This window comes from Synechococcus sp. 60AY4M2 (assembly GCF_002760375.1).
Classification (GTDB): Bacteria; Cyanobacteriota; Cyanobacteriia; order Thermostichales; family Thermostichaceae; genus Thermostichus.
On the sequence record NZ_AUMZ01000001.1, the window covers coordinates 262378 to 282040 of the forward strand.

16 protein-coding genes, 1 tRNA gene and 1 pseudogene are annotated in these 19663 nt (G+C 54.9%); 9 read left to right on the forward strand and 9 right to left on the reverse strand.

The features are described from left to right. A pseudogene (locus SYN60AY4M2_RS01115) lies at positions 1–257 on the reverse strand (RNA-guided endonuclease TnpB family protein); the annotation flags it as partial. A gap of 587 nt (positions 258–844) precedes the next feature. On the opposite strand from SYN60AY4M2_RS01115, the gene SYN60AY4M2_RS01120 reads away from it, so the two are divergent. Together SYN60AY4M2_RS01120 and SYN60AY4M2_RS13860 are read left to right on the forward strand one after the other, a co-directional pair. Further along, positions 845–2350 (forward strand): FkbM family methyltransferase, encoded by a 1506-nt coding sequence (locus SYN60AY4M2_RS01120; RefSeq protein ID WP_099812121.1) that lies wholly within the window; start codon positions 845–847, stop codon positions 2348–2350. 45 nt (positions 2351–2395) lie between these two features. Further along, on the forward strand, positions 2396–3505 hold the full coding sequence (locus tag SYN60AY4M2_RS13860; RefSeq protein ID WP_143596965.1) for a glycosyltransferase family 4 protein: 1110 nt from the start codon (positions 2396–2398) through the stop codon (positions 3503–3505). Between the two features lie 400 nt (positions 3506–3905). On the opposite strand, the gene SYN60AY4M2_RS01130 is transcribed toward SYN60AY4M2_RS13860, so the two are convergent. The 4 genes from SYN60AY4M2_RS01130 to SYN60AY4M2_RS01145 form a co-directional block, all read right to left on the reverse strand. Then, positions 3906–4304, reverse strand: a complete 399-nt coding sequence (locus SYN60AY4M2_RS01130) for a hypothetical protein (RefSeq protein WP_143596964.1) — start codon at positions 4302–4304, stop codon at positions 3906–3908. A gap of 8 nt (positions 4305–4312) precedes the next feature. Further along, positions 4313–4828: a methyltransferase domain-containing protein gene (locus SYN60AY4M2_RS01135; RefSeq protein ID WP_099812124.1), complete on the reverse strand. Its 516-nt coding sequence runs from the start codon at positions 4826–4828 to the stop codon at positions 4313–4315. Positions 4829–4855: 27 nt separating this feature from the next. Further along, the gene (locus SYN60AY4M2_RS01140; protein ID WP_143596963.1) at positions 4856–7795 is read right to left on the reverse strand and encodes a tetratricopeptide repeat protein; all 2940 of its coding nucleotides are present in this window, start codon (positions 7793–7795) and stop codon (positions 4856–4858) included. Positions 7796–7972: 177 nt separating this feature from the next. Next, positions 7973–9763, reverse strand: a complete 1791-nt coding sequence (locus SYN60AY4M2_RS01145) for an Ig-like domain-containing protein (RefSeq protein WP_143596962.1) — start codon at positions 9761–9763, stop codon at positions 7973–7975. Between the two features lie 483 nt (positions 9764–10246). Between SYN60AY4M2_RS01145 and SYN60AY4M2_RS01150 the strand changes: the two genes are divergently transcribed. The 7 genes from SYN60AY4M2_RS01150 to gatA all read left to right on the forward strand — a co-directional run bounded on the left by SYN60AY4M2_RS01150 (position 10247) and on the right by gatA (position 14475). Next, positions 10247–10546: a ferredoxin gene (locus SYN60AY4M2_RS01150; protein WP_099813185.1), complete on the forward strand. Its 300-nt coding sequence runs from the start codon at positions 10247–10249 to the stop codon at positions 10544–10546. Positions 10547–10774: 228 nt separating this feature from the next. Then, positions 10775–11155, forward strand: coding sequence for a hypothetical protein (locus tag SYN60AY4M2_RS01155; protein ID WP_011430270.1), 381 nt, complete (start codon positions 10775–10777; stop codon positions 11153–11155). Positions 11156–11221: 66 nt separating this feature from the next. Continuing rightward, the gene (locus tag SYN60AY4M2_RS01160) at positions 11222–11896 is read left to right on the forward strand and encodes a Uma2 family endonuclease (RefSeq protein WP_099812127.1); all 675 of its coding nucleotides are present in this window, start codon (positions 11222–11224) and stop codon (positions 11894–11896) included. Further along, positions 11887–11959 (forward strand) — tRNA-Ala (locus SYN60AY4M2_RS01165). Before SYN60AY4M2_RS01160 ends, SYN60AY4M2_RS01165 begins: the two co-directional genes overlap by 10 nt. A gap of 76 nt (positions 11960–12035) precedes the next feature. After that, complete coding sequence (locus SYN60AY4M2_RS01170) at positions 12036–12374, forward strand: hypothetical protein (RefSeq protein ID WP_099812128.1); 339 nt, start codon at positions 12036–12038, stop codon at positions 12372–12374. Positions 12375–12481: 107 nt separating this feature from the next. Beyond that, entirely contained in the window at positions 12482–12778 is a 297-nt protein-coding gene (locus SYN60AY4M2_RS01175) for a hypothetical protein (RefSeq protein WP_099812129.1), read from the forward strand. Between the two features lie 167 nt (positions 12779–12945). Next, entirely contained in the window at positions 12946–14475 is a 1530-nt protein-coding gene (gatA, locus tag SYN60AY4M2_RS01180; RefSeq protein ID WP_099812130.1) for an Asp-tRNA(Asn)/Glu-tRNA(Gln) amidotransferase subunit GatA, read from the forward strand. 5 nt (positions 14476–14480) lie between these two features. Here gatA and psb28 read toward each other — a convergent pair whose 3' ends face one another. The 4 genes from psb28 to gyrA form a co-directional block, all read right to left on the reverse strand. Continuing rightward, positions 14481–14795: a photosystem II reaction center protein Psb28 gene (psb28, locus tag SYN60AY4M2_RS01185; RefSeq protein ID WP_011430265.1), complete on the reverse strand. Its 315-nt coding sequence runs from the start codon at positions 14793–14795 to the stop codon at positions 14481–14483. A gap of 171 nt (positions 14796–14966) precedes the next feature. After that, positions 14967–16151 (reverse strand): glycerate kinase, encoded by a 1185-nt coding sequence (locus tag SYN60AY4M2_RS01190; protein WP_240527666.1) that lies wholly within the window; start codon positions 16149–16151, stop codon positions 14967–14969. An 86-nt stretch (positions 16152–16237) separates the two neighbouring features. Then, the gene (locus SYN60AY4M2_RS01195) at positions 16238–16633 is read right to left on the reverse strand and encodes a DUF760 domain-containing protein (protein WP_011430263.1); all 396 of its coding nucleotides are present in this window, start codon (positions 16631–16633) and stop codon (positions 16238–16240) included. 190 nt (positions 16634–16823) lie between these two features. Then, positions 16824–19379, reverse strand: coding sequence for a DNA gyrase subunit A (gene gyrA, locus SYN60AY4M2_RS01200; RefSeq protein WP_099812131.1), 2556 nt, complete (start codon positions 19377–19379; stop codon positions 16824–16826). Positions 19380–19663: the final 284 nt, after the last annotated feature.

Below are 19663 nucleotides of genomic sequence, written 5' to 3' on the forward strand. Positions count from 1 at the left end.
TTTTTCTGCTTAGCCACTTTGCGGGAACCCGCTACCCGTCTGCACACCTGTTGAGCCAAGTTACTGGACAAGCCAAACCGGGCTCGAATCTCGTAGTAGCAAAGGGATTGCAGCTTGACCGCGTTGACGATCTTCTCCGGCGTGTTCTGGTTGACCCAATTCAAGGCTTGGCCAAAAGCCTCCAAAGTCGCGTCCAATTTGGCGGCTTGCGACTGGGACACCTTGAGCTTGCAGGAGACGGTCAGGACTTGGGTCATGGTTCTATTGTAACCTCGCATTCCTCCCGGCACTGACCCTACGGGTACAGTGCGGGGCTCCTGCGATTTCTAGCTGAGAAGGCAAAGGCGAATTATACAGCTTGAGCTCTGAGATGCGGCTGAAGAGATACCCAACCTGCCAAAACCTGGCCAGACAACTCCACAGACAACGGGCAGACAAGGGAGCCTCCAACTTTGCGCACTGCTTCCTACACAATACTTAACCTAGACTTACCCAAGCTGACTCTCTAACGGGATCCTACAGGATGAAAACTATGATAGAACTATGATAGCATTTAGTGGTCCTCGGAAAGACTGTGGCTGCGGTTCCCTCATGTTGGTGAGAGTGGTGAGTTTATATGTTCAAAGATGATACTCATTCGGAATAGTTCCGGCACAGTTCTTATGTAATGAAGATTTCCCCAGACATAGGTTTTGGATCCAGACATAGGTTTTGGATCAAGAAAAATTTGAGCCTGCTCAGCAATGATTAAGGTGATTAGATGGCGAAGTCAAGAGCTCTTACCGGTACCTATTTTAGGTGGTCTAATCCTGTCCAGACTCTGAGTTAAATCTAGGTATAGAGAATGGTAGCTACATCTTTCGAAACAGGCTCAACCTGGAACACCCTTGGGATTAATCAAATTCGCATAGCGGCGACAGCTCCCACGTCCAAGGAAAGAAGAAATGCTTGGTCAGTAGCGCTTTACTACTGGAACCAAGGCGTTGACGTTGAACCAAATCATCTGCCTTGCTTATTAAATAGACTCCATTCGCTTTGGGTTCTAGGGGTCTCTTTCACTGTTATGGAAGAAGCAGTAAAGCTTCTGAACCAGCTAGAGCTAGACCCAGAGAAGTGGAGAGATATTCCCCCTCCCAACACAGAAGGTTACGAACTAGCATGGCGGATTGATTCTCCCTACTTTCAGCTAGAAGACGATTTTGGTCTGGCTCTTCCGTCTGTAGATCAGTACCTGTACTACCTAGCTCGTTGGATAGCTGAAAGGATAGCATTATACTACCAACCTCAGGCGATGCCCTTCTGGCGCATTGCCGCAGCCATTTACCCAAAGGATTTACAAGCCCAAGCAGTCGTAGGTCTTGGATTATCCAAAAGTTTGCAGGTCGAAGGTATACATTACCTGAGGCAAAATCAAGCCCAAGCAACCACAAAAGCCATTAGAAAGTGGACTGAGGCTTGCTTTCAAGTATCTGTGAGTTTCTTTCGAGGAAAAACGGATAATCCAAAGCTATCAAGTCAAAAGAACTCAATAGAAGTTATTGATGTGCCATATGAAAACCACATCATGAGTCTGGAAGGCAGTCTGGATTCGGTCGTTACCCATTGTCATTTGGCCCAAGGAAGATGGTTTGAGGCGGAGATTGACTTTGTCAAGTCTTACCTAAAACCGGGAATGACATTTATAGATGTGGGGGCAAACGTAGGTTCATACACTCTTGTTGCGGCTCAGGCAGTAGGTTCTCAAGGAAAGGTATTTGCATTTGAGCCGACTCAGGCTTGTGTGGAAATACTGAAACACAATGCAAACATGAATCAGCTACCACAAGTTACAGTAATCCCTTGTGCGCTGGATAGTGAGTCAGGAAAGGCATACTTCCTAGAAAGTGATGATAGCGCGTGTAATCGAGTAGTAAAAAGTCTAGTTGGAATAACTCATCCTGTAAAAACCGTTCAAAAAGTTACACTAGACGAGTGGTGGCGCTCTCTGGAATGCCCCTCAGTTGATATGATCAAGGTGGATGTTTTTACTGACTCCTTTGACGTTATACGAGGTGGCCGAGAACTCATAAAGAGTTGTAGCCCCATCATTCAAGTAGAGGCAAAAGGTGATTTAGGATCTGCATCACGAGAAGTTTCTTCTTACTTATCAGAGCTAGGATATACTTTCTTTGCATATAACCCCGCTTTGAATGAGTTATCAATGGCTCGCAAACAAGCTCGCAACCTCTCGACTGTAAACTTAGTGGCGGTGCCGGAAGCTCGCTACGTGAACCTTAAGAGAGAGGGTATCTTAGAAAAAGGCTCATTCCCCTCCAAAGAGCTTGATCCAAGCCTGTCTTCTTTACTTTGATCCAAGCCTGTCTTCTTTACTTTGGGATCTGGTTGAGGAAAAGCAATGATCGTTGTTGATGGTGTTGCCCTACAGCCTAATTTAGAGACTCCACCCTCTATTACAAGTTTCTGGTGCAACGTCATAGGTGAGTGGGTAAGGCTTGGATATACTCGAGACTTTATAGTCTTAGTGAGAGAAAGCCAACGTATAGGTTTTCCAGGCGACACTGTTGTGGCCCTAATCCCTGATTACAGCTATGAGAATGCTGAGTCTGATCATATAGGTCTGCAAAGTGTCTGTGATCAAGTCAATGCATCCATTTTTATCTCAACTTTGTATACGTATCCCCTCAAAACCTCAAGCGTAGCTATGGTTTATAGTATGGACGAAGTCCAAGAGTTCTTACCAAGCTTAGCAGCACAGGAGAAACATAATACCATTTTGGCTGCATCGGCATTTATATGTCCTTCCAAGTGGGTGTCATCAGATTTAATGAGGAAATATCCAGGTATTTCTAGTGAAGATATTGAGGTTATCTACCCAGGTCTGCACAGTGACTTGATGCCATCGCCCCCTCTAAAGGTAAGAAAGTTTCGGGAAGAAAAAGACCTAACTCGTCCCTATATCATTTTTAGAGCGGGAACGGGGGAACGAAGAAAGATAGCTCTATTTGCTCTCTTGGATAGTGTAAGCTTAGTATCTGGACAAGTCCCTGAGCTTGTTTACCTATCAGTTGATGGAAGTAAAGTTGATGTGCCACTAGAATCTGTTATGGATTTATCCAAGCCAATTCGATCTCGAATCCATAACCTTAGGCTTTGTTCTGATGATTTACCACTGCTTTACACAGGAGCTGTTGGATTGTTTGAGATTGAACCTGAACTTGGAATGGGCAATTACACTTTCGAGGCAATGAGATGCGGTTGCCCGGTCATTATCTTGAGAGAATCTGAAGATCATCAATTAAGGCAGCCTACAGAAACTGACCCTTGGATTGAGATATCCATGCAGCCGCATGTCATATCGCAGACTATTGATCAGCTAAGAGATACAAGGTATAGAAATACCATACTCTCACGAGGATTAGATTATACGAAAAGCATGACCTGGGAACAGGCCGCTAAGCGAATGTGGTCTTTCCTCAAATCAAAGGCAAAAAGTCTAAGATCCTAGAGCTTTGAAATGTAGATGTCGTAAAATGAAGTACCTTCTATCTCATCATGAGTTCTGAGAACGTGAGAGCATAAGTCATAAGAACGATAGACCTCATGGAGGATCGTGGCAAGCGCTAGCCGCTTTCTTGATGTCAGCTCTCCCAATCGCGTAAAGTCTTTTGCATAAATAAAGTCTGTCCAAGATGCCTGAGTGCGCAAAGACGTAAGTCTCTTCGGAAATGACTTCATAAGTGGACAGAAAATCCCGGTTAAGCTATGAATTAGAAAGCCGCATTCTCTCAGAGCGATATCTATATCAGAGAACAACGGCTGGCCGATGTAGTGAGGGATAAATAGAACCTCAGTTTGAACTACTACAATGCTCTCCTCTAGGAGACGTCTAGCTCCGCGAATAATATTTAGCTCACTGCCTTGAGTATCCATAACAAGCCAGTCAGCGTCTCTGAGACAACTTGGTAAAGCTCAGCCAGATCGTGAAACTTTTCCAACAGATGATAATTGGGTCTAAACAGAGAGGATGTCATTCCGCTGTTGGTCAGGTAAAGGGTGGATTCAGAACCATCGCCAACCGCCATAGGAAGGTATAAGACGTTAGAACTGCCATCACCTTGTCGAATTCTCTCAATTAAGCGGTTGTAAGCCTCAGGATCAGGCTCGAATCCAATTAACTCTCCATAGTCCTTCCGAATGATTTCGGCATATATCTCAGGAGCTCCAACATCAGATGCCCCTACGGCAATTACTTTAATCCGAGGCATTGAGGTTCCCAAAACAGAGGCTATGGACAGCTCAGACATGGTTCCCCTCACTCTTTGTAGGCAATTACATTTAGGCTGATAAGTTCGTTGCAGTAGACAATTGTGCTTGCATCTCTAAACATGCCAAATTGGTCTACTTGAATGATAAAGCCAAAACCAACGGTCTTAAGCAGGTGAGTCAGGTTTTCAATGGTATAGCCGTATTTATGGAAGTCATACTGGTCAATTTGACCGCCGTAAATCATGCTAATGACACGTATCAATTCGTCGTACGAGAGATCATCTCTTAGTATAAGCTTGGACAGCGTCTTTAGATTAGGTACAGAAACAAATAACTTTCCTCCTTTCTTGAGGACTCGATACCACTCTGTTAAGGCCACACCTGCTTCTTGACAACTAAGATGCTCAAGAACATGAGAGGCATATATTTGATCTACGCTCTCGTTCTCAAACATACTGAGATCTATTGCGTTTGCAACATAGTCAACCTCAGGAGAGGGCGAAATATTAAGTATTTTCCAGTCAGGATGTGGTTCTTTACCACCGATGTGTAGATTAAGCATTCTCGTCGTCTGCTCCTACTAGCTAACTTACTTTCTGAGTTGAGCTAAGTTTGGGTGCTTGCGAAACTTGAACGGCAAGTCTGTAAACCTAATTCTAGCTTTTCTATCTTGGCAATACTGTTCCCACATTAGGATGTAAGCCTTCTCTAAGAAAGCTGTAAAAGTTTTGCCGTTAAGAAGTGGTGATTGCGAGAGTCGCTCCCGCATGGTTCTCCTTATCCAGACCAAAAGATCTACGTCTTCAGACAGCCTTGAGGCAATGCGAATGCAGTCTTGCTCCGTCTGTGCGATTAATTCCGGCAAGTCCACTGTTCTCAAGATAGATACTCCAACTCTGGAAACATGTGCTAGACCTTCCAGAGTGATTACCGGAACTCCCATCCATAATGTTTCGCAGGTTGTCGTTGTTCCGTTGTAAGGGAAGGGATCCAGAGCAATATCCACTTCTCCATAGGCTGCGTAATGCTCGGCAAAGCCCTGTCTATCATATTCTAGCTTGACTCTCTCCTCTGGAATGCCGTGTCTTCCAATTCTTTCCAAAAAGAGTTTACGGGTGCTTTCATCTCTATATCGCTGATTTTTCAGGCGCAGAACTGAATGGGGCACTGCCTTCAATACATCTGCCCATAACTTAATGACTCTGGGAGTGATCTTGGAAGGGTTGTTGCAGCATCCAAACGTGATAAAGCCGTTTCTAACCACAGGAGGATCCACAATCTCCGGTGCCTCACGAGAGGGCTTGTAACAAAGAAAGCTATGAGGCATCCTTATCAATTTCTCTGTGTGCAGACTATCGGTTACATCATAAGGATCGGCAAAACTATCTGTTATCCTGTAGTCCACGACGGTCATACCTGTGGTGTCGGGGTAGCCAAGGTACGTAACTTGTACAGGGGCCGGACGCAAAGCCATTAAGTGTACTCTTGTGCCGCCGGTATGGCCACTTAGATCCACTAGAATATCAATCTGATCTTCTCTGATTAACTTTGCAGCTTTCTCGTCACTTAGCTTGTGAATATCTCGCCATCCCGTTGCCCATTTGGAGAGCTGCTCAGTTACTGTGTCAGGTTGATCAACATTTGAGTAGCAGTAGATTTGGAATTTTTCCTGGTTGTGGCAATCGTAGATTGAGCTCATGAAAAAATGTACCGAGTGCAATCGAAAATCACCCGATAGATAGCCAATCTTGAGGGGACGCTGGGTAGTTCGCGAGTTTGCATAAGGTCTCCAGTGGCTTTGATACTGGCTTTGGTAGGAAATACCCCACTTTTGATGCTCTATAAATGTTTCCACAGGGTCAAACTTCTCAGAATAATGTGAAGCCATTAGGATACACGACATTGCAGCTGCGAAGCCAGGAGCAACTTCCAGGGCTTTCCTGTAGTTCTCTAGAGCTTCGTCCAGTCTGCATTGCTCTAGATAAGCACCACCCAAACTCTGATATGCAGCAGCAAAGTTTGGCTTCCTCTCGATAGCTAGCAAATAACTATCTATCGCGTCTTGAGTCCGGGATTGCTTGCTAAGGGTTAAGCCCTTGTAAAAATAGGCATCGGCTAGCTCAGGCTTAAGTCTTATCGCTTCCTGGAAGTGCTCCAGAGCATCATCGTACTTTTGCTGCTCGAAGAGTCTGACTCCGATATTGCAATAAGCTTCTGCAAAGTCCGGCGAAAGCTCTGCAGCTCTGTGAAAAGCGAACTCTGCTTCCTCTCTATTTTGCAGTAGTCGATGAGCAAGACCCAAGTTGTTATATGCTCGAGCAGATGTTGGATCTAAGTCGATCGCTCGCTCAAAACATCTAACTGCCTTGTCGGCTATGGACAAGTCTAAGTAGCAGCATCCTAAGCTGTGCCAGTAATCTGATTCTTCTGGGTTGATCTCAATAGCAAGGCATATATGATATCTGGCTAGATCTAGCCGCTTTTCTGCCCTGTAGAGAATACCTAGGTTGTGATGAGCTTCAGCGTATTCCGAATCTAGAGAAATAGCAATCTGAAAGCAGTCTCTTGCAGCTTGAATAATTTGGCATTGACTTTCAAGATCTTTTTTACCTCCCAAGCTTAGTTCCTGTGCAGCTATCTCTGTTGCAGTTTGGTGTCGTATCTTTCGGCTTAGTGCCGCCCCCAAGTTATTGTAGGCTTTCGCATAGGTTGGATTGATTGCTATAGCTTTTTTGTAGTGCGCTATTTCCTTATCTTCTTGACCAATTTCGCCATAGATTTTCCCAAGATTTAGATGAATAACAGCAGAAGACTTGATCATCAAGGCTTTCTCTAGGGCAACAATCGCATCTTCATACTGCATCGACTCTGCCAGCAATAAACCTAGCTTAAGCTGTAAATCAGCACTAGCCGGAAATTGCGGTTCTGCTTGTCTCGCGTGTTGAATTGCCTCTTCTTTGTTTCCAGCTAAAGAGAGGGCATCAATCAACTGAAGATGAGCCTCAACGTAATCCGGCTTGTCCTTTACTGCTTTTTTTAGGATGCTGATGGCACTATTGACCTGACCTAACTTCAGCAAGACTTGCCCAAGAAAATAAGCTGCCTCATACTCTTGAGGGTTCAACTCTAAAACTTTTAGAAAGGCTTTCTGGGCTTCTTCCCACTGCTCGAGTTGAATTAGAGCCAGACCTAAGTTAAAGTTTGCGTTGAGACTTTCTGGATCTATTTGGGTAGCTTGTCGGTAGCATTCTAGGGCCTTTTCTAGCTGATCTAGCTTCTCGTAGACTGCACCTAAGTTGACATACAACGATGCCGACCTTTGACCAAGACCTATACACCGTTCTAAGTATTCTACAGATTTGACATACTGTTGTTGTTGGTAGGCCAGTATACCCAAATACTGAGTAGCATCAAGATGGTTGGGTTCTAGCTTTAAGATTTCTAGGTAGCATTCCTCGGCCTGATCCCACTCGCCCGACTGATGATGGCCAAATGCTTGCTTAAGGAGCTTTTGAATTTCGGTTCCCATATCCCTGAGTCTCAACTTAGACAATTCTATCAAACGAATAGTGCTTCACCTGCCTTTGGTAGGCTTAACAGCCTAGAAAAGTGGGTAGGCACTTAAGACCCACCCACCTTTTCCATCTGAACGTCTGCTGCCTAAAAGTCAACAGACCCAGCCCTAAAGCCAGATAGAGTGTATGGACTACCGCGGGACAGTGAAGGTGATGTCCAGCCGTGGCCCGCGAGCCGTGGTGATGGGGGCAGCACCCGTGCCTGTAGCCGGCTCTTTGTCGAACTCGGCGCGGCAGGTGCCCGTAGCCCCCTGGCTGATCTCAAAACCAACCGTGTCAGCTGGCGCTTCTGCCGTTGACGTGGACGTGGCTGCGATGACGTCGCTGACGGTGAAGCTAGTCGAGACGCTGGCCGTGTAGGAGAAGGTCTGGGAGAACGGGTTGGCACCTGCTAAAGGGCCTGCTGTGAGGGTTGTTGAGGCGGCAGTAGGAAGTGGTTGGTCGGTGACCGAAAAAGAAATAGTCTGTCCAAAAAACTGGCTAAATGCCAGGCCAGTTTGGCTAATGGTCGTGCTGGTGGTGGGCAAGAAGGCCGAGAAGGTTCTGCCCTCCGCACTGAAGCTCACCGTGATGGAGGTGATGGGAAAAAAGGCAATCGTGACCGTAACAGGGTTGGTCGAAGCAACTTGGTAGGTAGTTTGGTTCTCGGCTCGAGACCCTGTAACCCCAACCGTGACGGGACCCACCCCCTGGAAGAAAAGAGATCCACTGACCGTGCCACTGACCGAGTTGGTGACGGTGATGGAGGAGGTGAAGGCGAAGGTGGTGACGAAGGTGGAGCCACTGGGGAACACAGGGGTAGCCTGGTTGTTCCACACCTCCTTGGCACACTGCAGCCGCACCTGGTAGAAGCGGGAGCCCGACACCGCCCGCTGCACCCCAGGTCGCACATCTGCTGTACGCGGCCCAGCCGATACATCGTTGCCCAGCACGTTGCCGCTGATGCTCAGAGCCACAAAGGTGGGGCTGGAAGCCGGCGCAAAGAAGTCGCTGGACACCACGTTGTTGGGCGCACCCAAGGTCACTTCCTGGAACACCACGTTGTTGGACGGCAGGTTGTGCGGTGTCGGATCCAGGAAGAAGAAGCCCCGCCCCCGGTTGCCAAAACCAGGAATGGTGGCTGAGTCGTTGGAGGGCAACTGCACCAGCGTCAACTGGGCTGCCTGCACCACGGCGTTGGACGGAATGCTGGCCGGGATCGCAAACGACAGCACCGCGCGGTAATCGGTGTAAACCCCCACCGGCGTGTTCTCTGCTACTCCGCTGCGGCGAATGCCATGCCCCACCGGAATCACGTTGGGGTTGGAGAACACTTGCCCATTGGGCGTCACCGCCGCCAGTTGCGTCGGCAGCAGGCTAATCGGGTCGCTCGAAACGGCCACGTTGCCGGTGGTAAAGGTGGCCACAAAGTCTTCGGCCAGGCTGCGGCCCGAGGCAAACAAGTCTGGCACCGCCCGCGAGATGGTGACCCGATAAACAGAGTCGTTGCTTAGCGGCGTGCGGAAGGTGATGGTGACTTGGGTGCGGTCGGCGTTGAAGGTAAGATCCCGAGCCGGCACAGCTCCAGCCTGGGGCGCCACCGAGGTGATGCTCAAAGCCTGCGTCAGAGGAGCCTCACGCACCGGCTCGCTGAAACGGATGACAATCGAGGTGTTGATGGAAACGTTGGTAGAGCCGTCCGAGGGGCTGATGCTGATGACGCGGCCTACGGGTGTGGGAGTGGGAGTCGGCGTGGGGGTAGGAGTCGGCGTGGGGGTAGGAGTCGGGGGAGCTGGCGGCGGGGGCGGGGGCGGTACGGGCACCGCAGTGCCGGAGCTATCTTCGCCGCAACCGGTGAGCAGCATGGGCAGCAGCACCACCGTCGAAGCCAGAGACAGAGACCCGAGTGACTTGAGCAGCCACTTGTGCATTGTTCCGTTCATGTTTCTCCTCTTAACCAAAAAGCAGGGTTTGGCTGAACACTTCCCTTAACTTACTCGATCGGCTTACCCAGGGCAACCTATGCCCTTTGGGGAGTGGCCAATCGAGGGGAGACGCAGACACGCCGCTTGGCGGTTGGTCTGCTTCTCCGTCAATCATACAGGTAGATTTGTCGGTTTTGGCAAGGGTTTTCTCCTTTTCGCAGGCTGAAATGAGAGTGATCTGGGTCACAGACGGAGAACACGAGCTTGCTCGTGGCTCACGATCCGGTGGCTGCTGCTTCGGAGAGCCCTGGTTCAAGGGTGCTGGATTGCAGCAGGGCAGGCGAGGTGGGACATGGCCGGGATCTTTGTCTGGCAAGGCTTTCCCGGATCCAAGTGCCCAAAACCCGAAGATTTGCCTATTTCCTGGCCCAAGAGGGCTTGATCCGGGGCAGAAGGGTGGCAGGATGAGGAGTGGATGTTTTTTCTGGAGATCCAACCAGGATGGCTGTCTACAAAGTTCGGTTGATCAACGAAGAGCGGGGCTTGGACGTCACCATCGATGTGCCGGACGACGAGTACATTTTGGATGTGGCGGAGGAGCAAGGGATCGAGCTGCCCTATTCCTGCCGTGCCGGGGCCTGTTCGACCTGTGCCGGCAAGCTGGTGAGCGGCACGGTGGATCAAAGCGATCAATCCTTCCTGGATGACGATCAGATCGAGCAGGGCTATGTGCTGACTTGCGTGGCCTACCCCACCTCCGACTGCACCATCATCACCCACCAAGAAGAAGCGCTGTACTGAGCCCTCACCTCCGATCCCTCACCCCTGGCCCCTCTCCCATAGGGAGAGGGGTTTTTGTTTTGGGTGGTTCTTTCCGGCAGCCTCAAGCGCTGTGCGCCGCCGGCGGCCCTCACCCCCAGCCCCTCTCCCAGCCCAAGCGCTCCGCGCCGCTAACGCGACCACCCCCAGCCCCTCTCCCTGAGGGAGAGGGGAGTAGGATTTTTTTATCCTCTGTAGAACTTTTTGACGATGACCCCAGAACAAGAAGAGTGGTTAATCCGAGCTGTCCAGGAGCTGCAGGCTGCCCAAAAAGAGCTGCAAGCTGCCCAGCAGGAGCTGCGCCTTGTCCAGCAAAACCAGGAGGTTTTGATTCGAGAGCTGCAAGCGGGCCAGCAAAATCAACAGGTTCTGATTCAGGAAGTGCGCGAGGGGCAGGCGATGCTGGCGCAGTTTTTCCGCGAGGCGCTAGATCGCTTTGACGAGCGCACCCGCGCTATTGAACGCCGCACCGAAGCCCTGGAACGGCGCACAGAAGCCTTGGAACGGCGCACGGAAGCCCTAGAGCGCCGCACTGATGAGATGGCAGCGGAGATGAGGGATCTGCGCCGCGATTTTTTGGAACGGCGGTAGCAGCCTCAAGTGCTCCGCGCCGGCCCTCACCCCCAGCCCCTCTCCCTGAGGGAGAGGGGGGTTAGGATGGCAGCAGAGCAGCCTTTGGAGGTGGCTGTGGCTTTGACGATCGGATCCGTTTCTGCTTCTGGATCGACAACGGCTCGCCTGAGTTTGGCAGAGTACCTCAAGTATTCCGATGGCGGCGATACCCGCTATGAGTTGGTGGCGGGGGAGTTGGTGCCCATGGCCCTTCCAACCGGACGGCATGTCCAGATCCAAAAGTTTCTCAGCCAGGTTTTTGAGGCGGAGATCGCCAGACGGCAGTTGCCTTGGACAACAATCCAGGGCGGCCTGGGGATCCAGTCGCCGCGGGGCAACCGCTGGGAAACGGTGCGGATCCCGGATGTGGTGGTGCTGCCTTTGGAGCAGTGGCAGGAGATGGGATCCCGAGAGGCTTTGATTCGCTTGGAGGATCCGCCGCCGCTATTGGTGGTGGAGGTGGTGAGCGAATCCAGCCGGGCGGCGGACTACCGGGCCAAGCAAGCAGAGTATTGCGTTTTGGGGATCGGCGAGTATTGGGTTGTGGATCCCTTGGAGGAGAAGGTGAGCCTGCTGCTGCTTCATGAAGGCTGGTACGATGTGCTGGAGCTGAAGGGATCCGATCCGGTATCCTCAAAGGTCTTTCCCAAGCTGGAGTTGCAGGCGGGGGAGATCTTGGCTGCGGATTCGGGTTATCCTGGTAGAGCTACGGGGAGTTAGCTCAGTTGGTAGAGCGCTGCGATCGCACCGCAGAGGTCAGGGATTCGAGTTCCCTACTCTCCATCGCCCTCACCCCTGGCCCCTCTCCCAGCAGGAGAGGGGTGGTAGGATTTGCTTATTCCGTAGTGCTTCAGTAACCATGACGCCCGAGCAAGAACAGTGGCTGATTCAAGCCATCCAAGAGTTGCAAGCCTCCCAAAGAGAGCTGCAAGCCTCCCAAAAAGAATTGCAAGCTGCCCAGCAGGAGCTGCGTCTTGTCCAGCAAAACCAGCAGGTTTTGATTCAAGAGCTGCGGGAGGGACAGGCGATGCTGGCGCAGTTCTTTCGCGAGTCAATGGATCGGTTTGACGAGCGTACTCGGGCCATCGAACGCCGCACAGAAGCACTGGAACGGCGCACTGACGAGATGGCCCGAGAGATGCGGGAGATGCGGCAAGAGATTCGGGATCTGCGCCGCGACTTTTTGGAACGGCGGTAGCTTGGGCCCAAGCGCTCTGCGTTGCTAGTGTAACCATCCCCGGATCCTTCTCCCAGGAGGAGATTTAGGGTGGTAGGATTTCCTTGTTCTGTAGCGCCTTGGTAACCATGACACCTGAGCAAGAGCAGTGGCTGATTCGGGCCGTCCAGGAGTTGCAAGCTGCCCAGCAAAACCAGCAGGTTTTGATCCAAGAGCTGCGGGAAGGGCAGGCGATGCTGGCGCAGTTTTTCCGCGAGGCGCTGGATCGCTTTGACGAGCGCACCCGAGCCATTGAACGGCGCACCGAGGCTTTGGAACGGCGCACCGAGGCTTTGGAACGGCGCACTGACGAGATGGCCCGAGAGATGCGGGAGATGCGGCAGGAGATTCGGGATCTGCGCCGCGACTTTTTGGAACGGCGGTAACTTGGGCCCAAGCGCTCTGCATTGCCGACGCCCTCACCCCCAGCCCCTCTCTCTCAGGGAGAGGGGAAATTGGCGGGATTTTGGGTAGGAAGGGATCCCATCTGGATTAGTCTAGAGGGAACTTGGTCTGGCCTCATCGGCGTTTGCCATTCCCTGCGAGTTTGCCTATGTCTGTGATTCGCGCCCTCCACAGCCAGTTGGTAACCAAAGAGCGCTCGGCGGAGGAGATCGCCCGCGAATACCTGGAGCGTCTCACCCAACTGGAGCCGCAGCTTAAAAGCTTTATTACTGTAACCGAAGAACTGGCTCTGCAACAGGCCAAGGCGGTGGACGCCCGCATTCGGGCCGGGGAAGAGATTGGCCCTTTGGCCGGGATCCCGTTAGCTGTCAAAGACAACCTCTGTACCCAAGGGATCCGCACCACCTGCGCTTCCCGGATGCTGGAGGGGTTCATCCCGCCCTACGAGTCGACGGTGACGGCGCGGCTGGCGGCTGCCGGCATGGTGACGGTGGGCAAGACCAACCTGGACGAGTTTGCCATGGGCAGTTCTACGGAAAACTCGGCCTTTCAGCGCACCGCCAACCCCTGGGACCTGACGCGGGTGCCGGGGGGATCCTCAGGCGGGTCGGCGGCGGCGGTGGCGGCAGACCAGGCGGTGGTGGCCCTGGGATCGGATACGGGGGGATCGATCCGCCAGCCGGCGGCCTTCTGTGGCGTGGTCGGCCTCAAGCCCACCTATGGGCTGGTCTCCCGCTATGGGCTGGTGGCTTTTGCCTCCTCTTTGGATCAAGTGGGGCCCTTTGGGCGCACGGTGGAGGACGTGGCCCTGCTGCTGCAGGGGATTGCCGGCCATGACCCCCTGGATTCCACCAGCCTCAAGGTGGAGATCCCGGACTATAGCCAGGCCCTGATCCCCGAGATCAAAGGCTTCAAGATTGGAGTCATCCGCAACCTGCTGGGGGAAGGCTGCAGCGAGGAAACCCGTGCTGCTGTGGAAGCCGCCATCCAACACCTACAGGAGCTGGGGGCGGAGATCCTGGAGATCGACTGCCCCAGCTTTCGCTACGGCCTGGCCACCTACTACATCATCGCCCCTTCGGAAGCTTCTTCCAATCTGGCCCGCTACGACGGCGTCAAGTACGGCCTGCGGGAACCCGCCGACTCGCTCTTGGCTATGTACGGCAAAACGCGCGCCCGCGGCTTTGGGCCGGAGGTGAAGCGGCGCATCATGATCGGCACCTATGCCCTCTCTGCCGGCTACTACGACGCCTACTACCTCAAAGCCCAGAAGGTGCGCACCCTGATCAAGCAGGATTTCCTCAGGGCCTTCGAGAAGGTGGATGTGCTGGTCAGCCCCACCACCCCCACGCCAGCCTTCAAAGCGGGGGAGCGGGAGGATCCCTTGAGTATGTACCTGTGCGACCTGATGACGATCCCGGTCAATTTGGCGGGCCTGCCGGGGCTGAGCCTGCCCTGTGGCTTTGCCAACGGTCTGCCCATTGGCCTGCAGATCATCGGCAACGTCTTGCAGGAGAGCAAGGTGCTGCGGGTGGCCTATGCCTATGAGCAGAGCACCGACTGGCACAAGCGGCGACCTCCCCTGGGACAGCCCCCCCTTGAGCAGGCCCAGGGAACCGCTCAACAGCCCAAAGCCAAGAGCAAGTCCACCAAGGGGAGCAAAAAATCCAAAAGCTGAGCCCACTAGGCCATGCCCATCTGGTTGGCTGCCGAGAAGCGCTCCATGAAGCGCAGGAAGCGCTCCCATTCTGCTTCTGTTTCCATGTCGTAGATCACTTCCAAGGCCTTGAATTCCCCGTTCAAGAACTTGGCTTTGATGTTGCGGGTGGTCAGCTCCCCTTCCTCGTCGATCATCCGCATGCCAAGGATGCTTTGCGTGTCGGACTTCAGCTCCTCAAAGCGAAAAATGGCGGATCCCCGCTTGCCGGTTTTGGATTTCAGCAACCGCACCTGCGTTGGCACTTCTGGAATACCGGGAGAAAACTCAATAGTGGCCATAATTTTTAAAAAAACTCATTCAAGTCATTATAGTTGTTCCAAACACGATGATTAAGACACTTTGTCGCTGACCCAAGCGATCCCCGCCCCTAGCGGCCCTCACCCCCAGCCCCTCTCCCAAGGGGAGAGGGGAGCTGGAGATCGATGGATAAGCTGTTTCCCAGCCATTTGCTAGGTGGGGATCGGATCCCTGGCCAGAAACTTTTTCAACTCCCAAGCGGCCATCTGCTCCAGGTGGTAACCGGCCTGGCGCTGCGCCTCGGCCACATCCGGGATCCGGTCACAGAGGGCAGCAACTCTAATGGGAAGGGGTCGGGCGGCCAAGTCGGCCCGGGCTGCCGGGGTGGCCTGGCCACAGAGAATCAGCAGGGGCTTCTGGGCCACCATGGCCTGCTCCAGCACCGCCCCCACTACCTTGCCCATGCTGCTCTGTTCGTCAAGGCGGCCCTCGCCAGTTACCACCAGATCGCAGCGGCGGAGACGCTCCGGCAGGGCCAAGTGCTGGGCCAAGAGCTGGATCCCGGACTCCAGGGTGGCGCCCAAAAAAGCCACCAATCCTGCCCCCAGCCCGCCGGCGGCGCCGGCCCCTGGGATCCCCTCCACGGCCCGGCCCAGATCCCGCTCCACCACCCTGGCCCACTGCTGCAGTGCCTGCTCCAATTGCCGCACTTGCTGGGGAGTGGCGCCCTTCTGGGGGGCAAAGACGGCAGCCGCCCCCAACGGGCCAGTGAGGGCGTTCTGCACATCGCAGAGGCCGCGGATGCGCTTGCCTTGCCAAATGCGCTGTTTAGGTGGCTCGATGCGCGCCAGGCGGGCCAGCTCCCCTCCCCCCCAGCCGATGGGATCCCCGGCCCCATCCAAGAGGCGATAGCCCAAGGCCTGCGCCATCCCCGCACCCGCATCGACGGTGGCGGATCCGCCCAGCGCTATCCAAATCTCGGCGATGGGATCCCGGCAGACGGCCCGCAACAGCTCCCCCAGGCCATAGGTGGTGGTGCGGGTGGGATCCCGCTGCTCAGGGGGCACCAAGGTCAGGCCGGCCACCTGGGCTACTTCCAGCAGCGCCCGCTCGCCTGCCACCCCGTACTCGGCCCAGACGGGATCCCCCAGCGGGCCAGTGACCCACAGCCCTCGTTTCTCTCCCCCCAGCGCCGGCAACAAGGTCTCCAGCGTGCCCTCGCCCCCATCGGCCAGGGGGAGTAGCTCCACCTTGGCCTTCGGCAAGACCTGGCGGATGCCCCGGGAGATGCTCTCCGCTGCTGCCTTGGCTGTCAGGGATCCTTTGAAGCTATCCGGGCAGATCAAAACCCGCCGAGGTGGGCGGCTGAACTCAGATCCCTGGTCTGGTGAACCCATACCCAGCATCAGCCCTAAAACGTCCTCGGCGGCAACAGAGAGGATGGATTGAACTTGGCTGCGGGCCCGCAAGGCTGAGCCCGGAGCTATTGGGCACTGCCCCCCTCCGCTGTTGGAGGTTGATCCGGTGTTGAAGGTTGGGGAGAGGGGACGGCGGCGGATGAGTTGCCCAAAGACTGCTCCAGGGCCAGACGCTGCTCCATCACCCGCAGAAAGTAGCCACCCATCATCGCCCCGGAGAGCATTTTTGCCAAGCTCTCGCGGTTGGTGATGATTTGAACGCCAAATTGGTCTGGCGGCAAACTGCCCACCAAGCTGCGAATGTTGTGGCCCAAGATCTCCAGCACCTCCGGCGACGAGTTGCGGGCGATGTCTTGAAAAACGCTGGGATCCTGAGACTGCAGATATTGCCAGAGGCGGTTGTTGGGGCTGGGCGTTTGCGCGGCCTCAAAACCAGGAATGAAATTGATCGGGCTCGACATGGAGTCACCAAGCTCCCCAAACACAGCAAATCTAGCCCAACTCGGAGCTGTTGGCCCCATTCCTTAGGCCTTCGCAGCTCCGCCAATTGGGCTATGTCAAACCTAACACCCGAGCCTCGCCGCCTTCGGTACGGGATCCCACCCCTTTGAGGCGGCAAATGCCGTACCTCGGGAGGCGCCGCCTCGGAGATCAACCGTCGGCCTCGGGGATCCCCTCTGCCGGCTCCTCTTCAGCTTCCGCCGGATCCCTGATAAACGAAGCGGGCACCACCGTCACTCCTACAATGCTGTCCTCCGGATCCAAGCGCTGCACCAGCACCCCTGTCGCCTCGCGAGACTGAGTGGGGATGGCCTTGGCCAACTGGCGCATGACAATGCCTCTGGCAGTTACCAACAGGATCTCGTCTTCGGCATTGACGATGCGCAGGGCAGCCAGCTCATCCGACTCCTGGCGGAACTTAGTGGCGATCACCCCCTTGCCGCCCCGGTTTTGCCGGCGGAAGTGGTCGATGGCCGAGCGCTTGCCCCGCCCTTCTTTGGTAATCACCAGCACCCAGGGGTTGGCCAGCCTCTCCCCCTCTCGCTCAGCGGCCATCACCGACTCGGCAAAGATGATGTCCATGCTGACGATGTCGTCGCCGGGGTTGAGGGTGATGGCCCGCACGCCGCGGGTGGCTCGCCCCAGGGGGCGCAGTTGCTCGTCATCTGCCCGGAAGCGGATGCACATGCCCTGGCGGGTCGCCATAACCACATCGTCGCTGGAGCGGGCGCGGCGCACCCAGCGCAGCTCATCGTTTTCCTCCAGAGAGATGGCAATCAGGCCGTTGGAACGCACATTGGCAAAGGCGCTGAGGGCCGTTTTTTTGATGTAGCCCGCTCGGGTGAGCATCACCAAGTATTCGTCGTCGCTGAACTCGCTCACGGGCACCATCGAGGTAACCCGCTCTTCCCGAGTGATGGGCAGCAACTGGACGATGGCGCTGCCGCGGGCGGTGCGGCTCCCCTGCGGGATCTCGTAGGCGGGCAGGGTATAGACCATCCCCCGATCCGTGAAAAAGAGGATAGTGTCGTGGCTGCGACAGGCAAAAAACTGCTCGATGGCATCGTCGTCTTTGATGCGGGCGCCGGCCTTGCCGCGGGTGGCCCGCCCCTGCACCTGGAACTCTTCAAGGTCCATGCGCTTGATGTAGCCCTGCTCGGTGAGGAAGATGACCGTCTCGCGGTTCTCGATCAGATCGGCAACCTTGAGCTCACAGTCTTCCAGGCAGAGGCGGGAGCGGCGCGGGCTGGCAAAGCGGCTCTTGAGCTGCTGCAGCTCTTCGCTGATGATCTGCATCACCCGCTCCCGGCGGGCCAAAATATCCCGCAAATCGGCAATTTGCCTCACCAAGTCTTCGTGTTCGGCCTGGATTTTCTCCGCTTCTAGGGCGGTGAGGCGGCGCAGTTGCATCTGTAAAATGCCATCGGCTTGCGCTTCGCTCAGGCCCAACGTTGCCTGCAACTCAGCTCGGGCTGTGGCGGCATCGGCGGCTCCGCGGATGAGGGCGATCACCCGATCCAACTGCCCCAAAGCCAAAAGGTAGCCCTGCAACAGGTGATCCCGCTCTTCGGCTTTCTGCAGCTCGTAGCGGGTGCGCCGCTCGATCACCTCTGCCCGAAAATCCAAGAAAGCCTGCAGTGCGTCCCGCAGCGTCAGGGTGCGCGGCTCGCCGTTGAGGATGGCCAGCATGTTGACCCCGAAGTTGCTCTGCAGGGGGGTTTGCTTGTAGAGGTTGTTGAGCACCACCTGAGGCTGAGCATCCCGCTTCAGCTCGATCACCACCCGCATGCCCTCGCGGTCGCTTTCGTCGCGGATGTCGGCAATGCCCTCCAGTTTTTTCTCGTTGACCAGCTCGGCAATTTTTTCAATCATGGCTGCCTTGTTGGTTTGGTAGGGCAGCTCGGTGATGATGATGGCCTCCCGCGTCGGTCGGCCCCGCTGCTCGATGGTCTCCACCGTGGCCACCCCCCGCAAGGTGATGGAGCCGCGCCCGGTAGTATAGGCTTCGCGGATGCCTTCCTGGCCCATGATCAGCCCGCCGGTGGGGAAATCGGGGGCCGGGATCCACTGCATCAGCTCCAGGCTGGTCAGGTTGGGGTTGTGGATGAGGGCGATCAGGCCGTCCACCAGCTCTCCCAGGTTGTGGGGCGGGATGTTGGTGGCCATGCCCACGGCAATGCCAGAAGAACCGTTCAACAGCAACTGCGGGATCCGCGCCGGCAGCACCAGCGGCTCCTGCTGGGATCCGTCGTAGTTGTCGATGAAGTCGACGGTGTTGGCGTCGATATCCTGCAGCAGGGCTTCCTGGGCAAAAGCGGTGAGGCGGCACTCGGTGTAGCGCATGGCCGCCGGCGGGTCGTTGTCGATGGAGCCGAAGTTGCCGTGCCCGTCCACCAGGCGCTCCCGCATGGAGAAGTCCTGGGCCATGCGCACCAGGGCTTCGTAAACCGCCTGATCCCCGTGGGGATGGTATTTCCCGATCACATCCCCCACGACGCGGGCGCACTTGCGAAAAGGGCGATCCGCCGTCAGGCCCAACTCGTGCATAGCGTAGAGGATGCGGCGATGCACCGGCTTGAGGCCGTCGCGGGCATCCGGCAGAGCCCTCCCGACAATCACGCTCATGGCGTATTCCAGGTAGGACTGCGCCATCTCCCGCTGCAGGTCGGTGGAGATGATGCGCGCGGTCAATTCGTTGTCGCTCATGGGTGGGGGTAGAGGTGAGGGATCCCGGTCGGCTTGGGCGCGGGCACGGTTCGAGGTTACAAAGCTGTCGCAGCAGCAATCGCCATTGCCGGCCAACGGTCGGCAACCCAGGAAACTAAAATAAAGTGCGCCTGCGTCTAGTCTACCATTGCCTTTTGCCGGGGCAGAGGGAGTTGCCCGGAGCTGCCCCCTGTCCCAAGGGGATCCCTGAAGACATTTATAGATAAAAATCTATCCTCTAATCGGGGCGTTATGGTAACGCTCAATGATAGGCTGCCTATAGC

What these genes read in the sequence shown, in the direction of transcription:
- SYN60AY4M2_RS01135 (WP_099812124.1), bottom strand. Translation starts at nt 4,828, where the DNA reads ATGCTTAATCTACACATCGGTGGTAAAGAACCACATCCTGACTGGAAA.
- SYN60AY4M2_RS13860 (WP_143596965.1), top strand. Translation starts at nt 2,396, where the DNA reads ATGATCGTTGTTGATGGTGTTGCCCTACAGCCTAATTTAGAGACTCCA.
- SYN60AY4M2_RS01130 (WP_143596964.1), bottom strand. Translation starts at nt 4,304, where the DNA reads ATGTCTGAGCTGTCCATAGCCTCTGTTTTGGGAACCTCAATGCCTCGG.
- SYN60AY4M2_RS01140 (WP_143596963.1), bottom strand. Translation starts at nt 7,795, where the DNA reads ATGGGAACCGAAATTCAAAAGCTCCTTAAGCAAGCATTTGGCCATCAT.
- gatA (WP_099812130.1), top strand. Translation starts at nt 12,946, where the DNA reads ATGTCTGTGATTCGCGCCCTCCACAGCCAGTTGGTAACCAAAGAGCGC.
- SYN60AY4M2_RS01195 (WP_011430263.1), bottom strand. Translation starts at nt 16,633, where the DNA reads ATGTCGAGCCCGATCAATTTCATTCCTGGTTTTGAGGCCGCGCAAACG.
- SYN60AY4M2_RS01190 (WP_240527666.1), bottom strand. Translation starts at nt 16,151, where the DNA reads ATGGGTTCACCAGACCAGGGATCTGAGTTCAGCCGCCCACCTCGGCGG.
- SYN60AY4M2_RS01175 (WP_099812129.1), top strand. Translation starts at nt 12,482, where the DNA reads ATGACACCTGAGCAAGAGCAGTGGCTGATTCGGGCCGTCCAGGAGTTG.
- SYN60AY4M2_RS01155 (WP_011430270.1), top strand. Translation starts at nt 10,775, where the DNA reads ATGACCCCAGAACAAGAAGAGTGGTTAATCCGAGCTGTCCAGGAGCTG.
- SYN60AY4M2_RS01120 (WP_099812121.1), top strand. Translation starts at nt 845, where the DNA reads ATGGTAGCTACATCTTTCGAAACAGGCTCAACCTGGAACACCCTTGGG.
- SYN60AY4M2_RS01170 (WP_099812128.1), top strand. Translation starts at nt 12,036, where the DNA reads ATGACGCCCGAGCAAGAACAGTGGCTGATTCAAGCCATCCAAGAGTTG.
- psb28 (WP_011430265.1), bottom strand. Translation starts at nt 14,795, where the DNA reads ATGGCCACTATTGAGTTTTCTCCCGGTATTCCAGAAGTGCCAACGCAG.
- SYN60AY4M2_RS01160 (WP_099812127.1), top strand. Translation starts at nt 11,222, where the DNA reads ATGGCAGCAGAGCAGCCTTTGGAGGTGGCTGTGGCTTTGACGATCGGA.
- gyrA (WP_099812131.1), bottom strand. Translation starts at nt 19,379, where the DNA reads ATGAGCGACAACGAATTGACCGCGCGCATCATCTCCACCGACCTGCAG.
- SYN60AY4M2_RS01145 (WP_143596962.1), bottom strand. Translation starts at nt 9,763, where the DNA reads ATGAACGGAACAATGCACAAGTGGCTGCTCAAGTCACTCGGGTCTCTG.
- SYN60AY4M2_RS01150 (WP_099813185.1), top strand. Translation starts at nt 10,247, where the DNA reads ATGGCTGTCTACAAAGTTCGGTTGATCAACGAAGAGCGGGGCTTGGAC.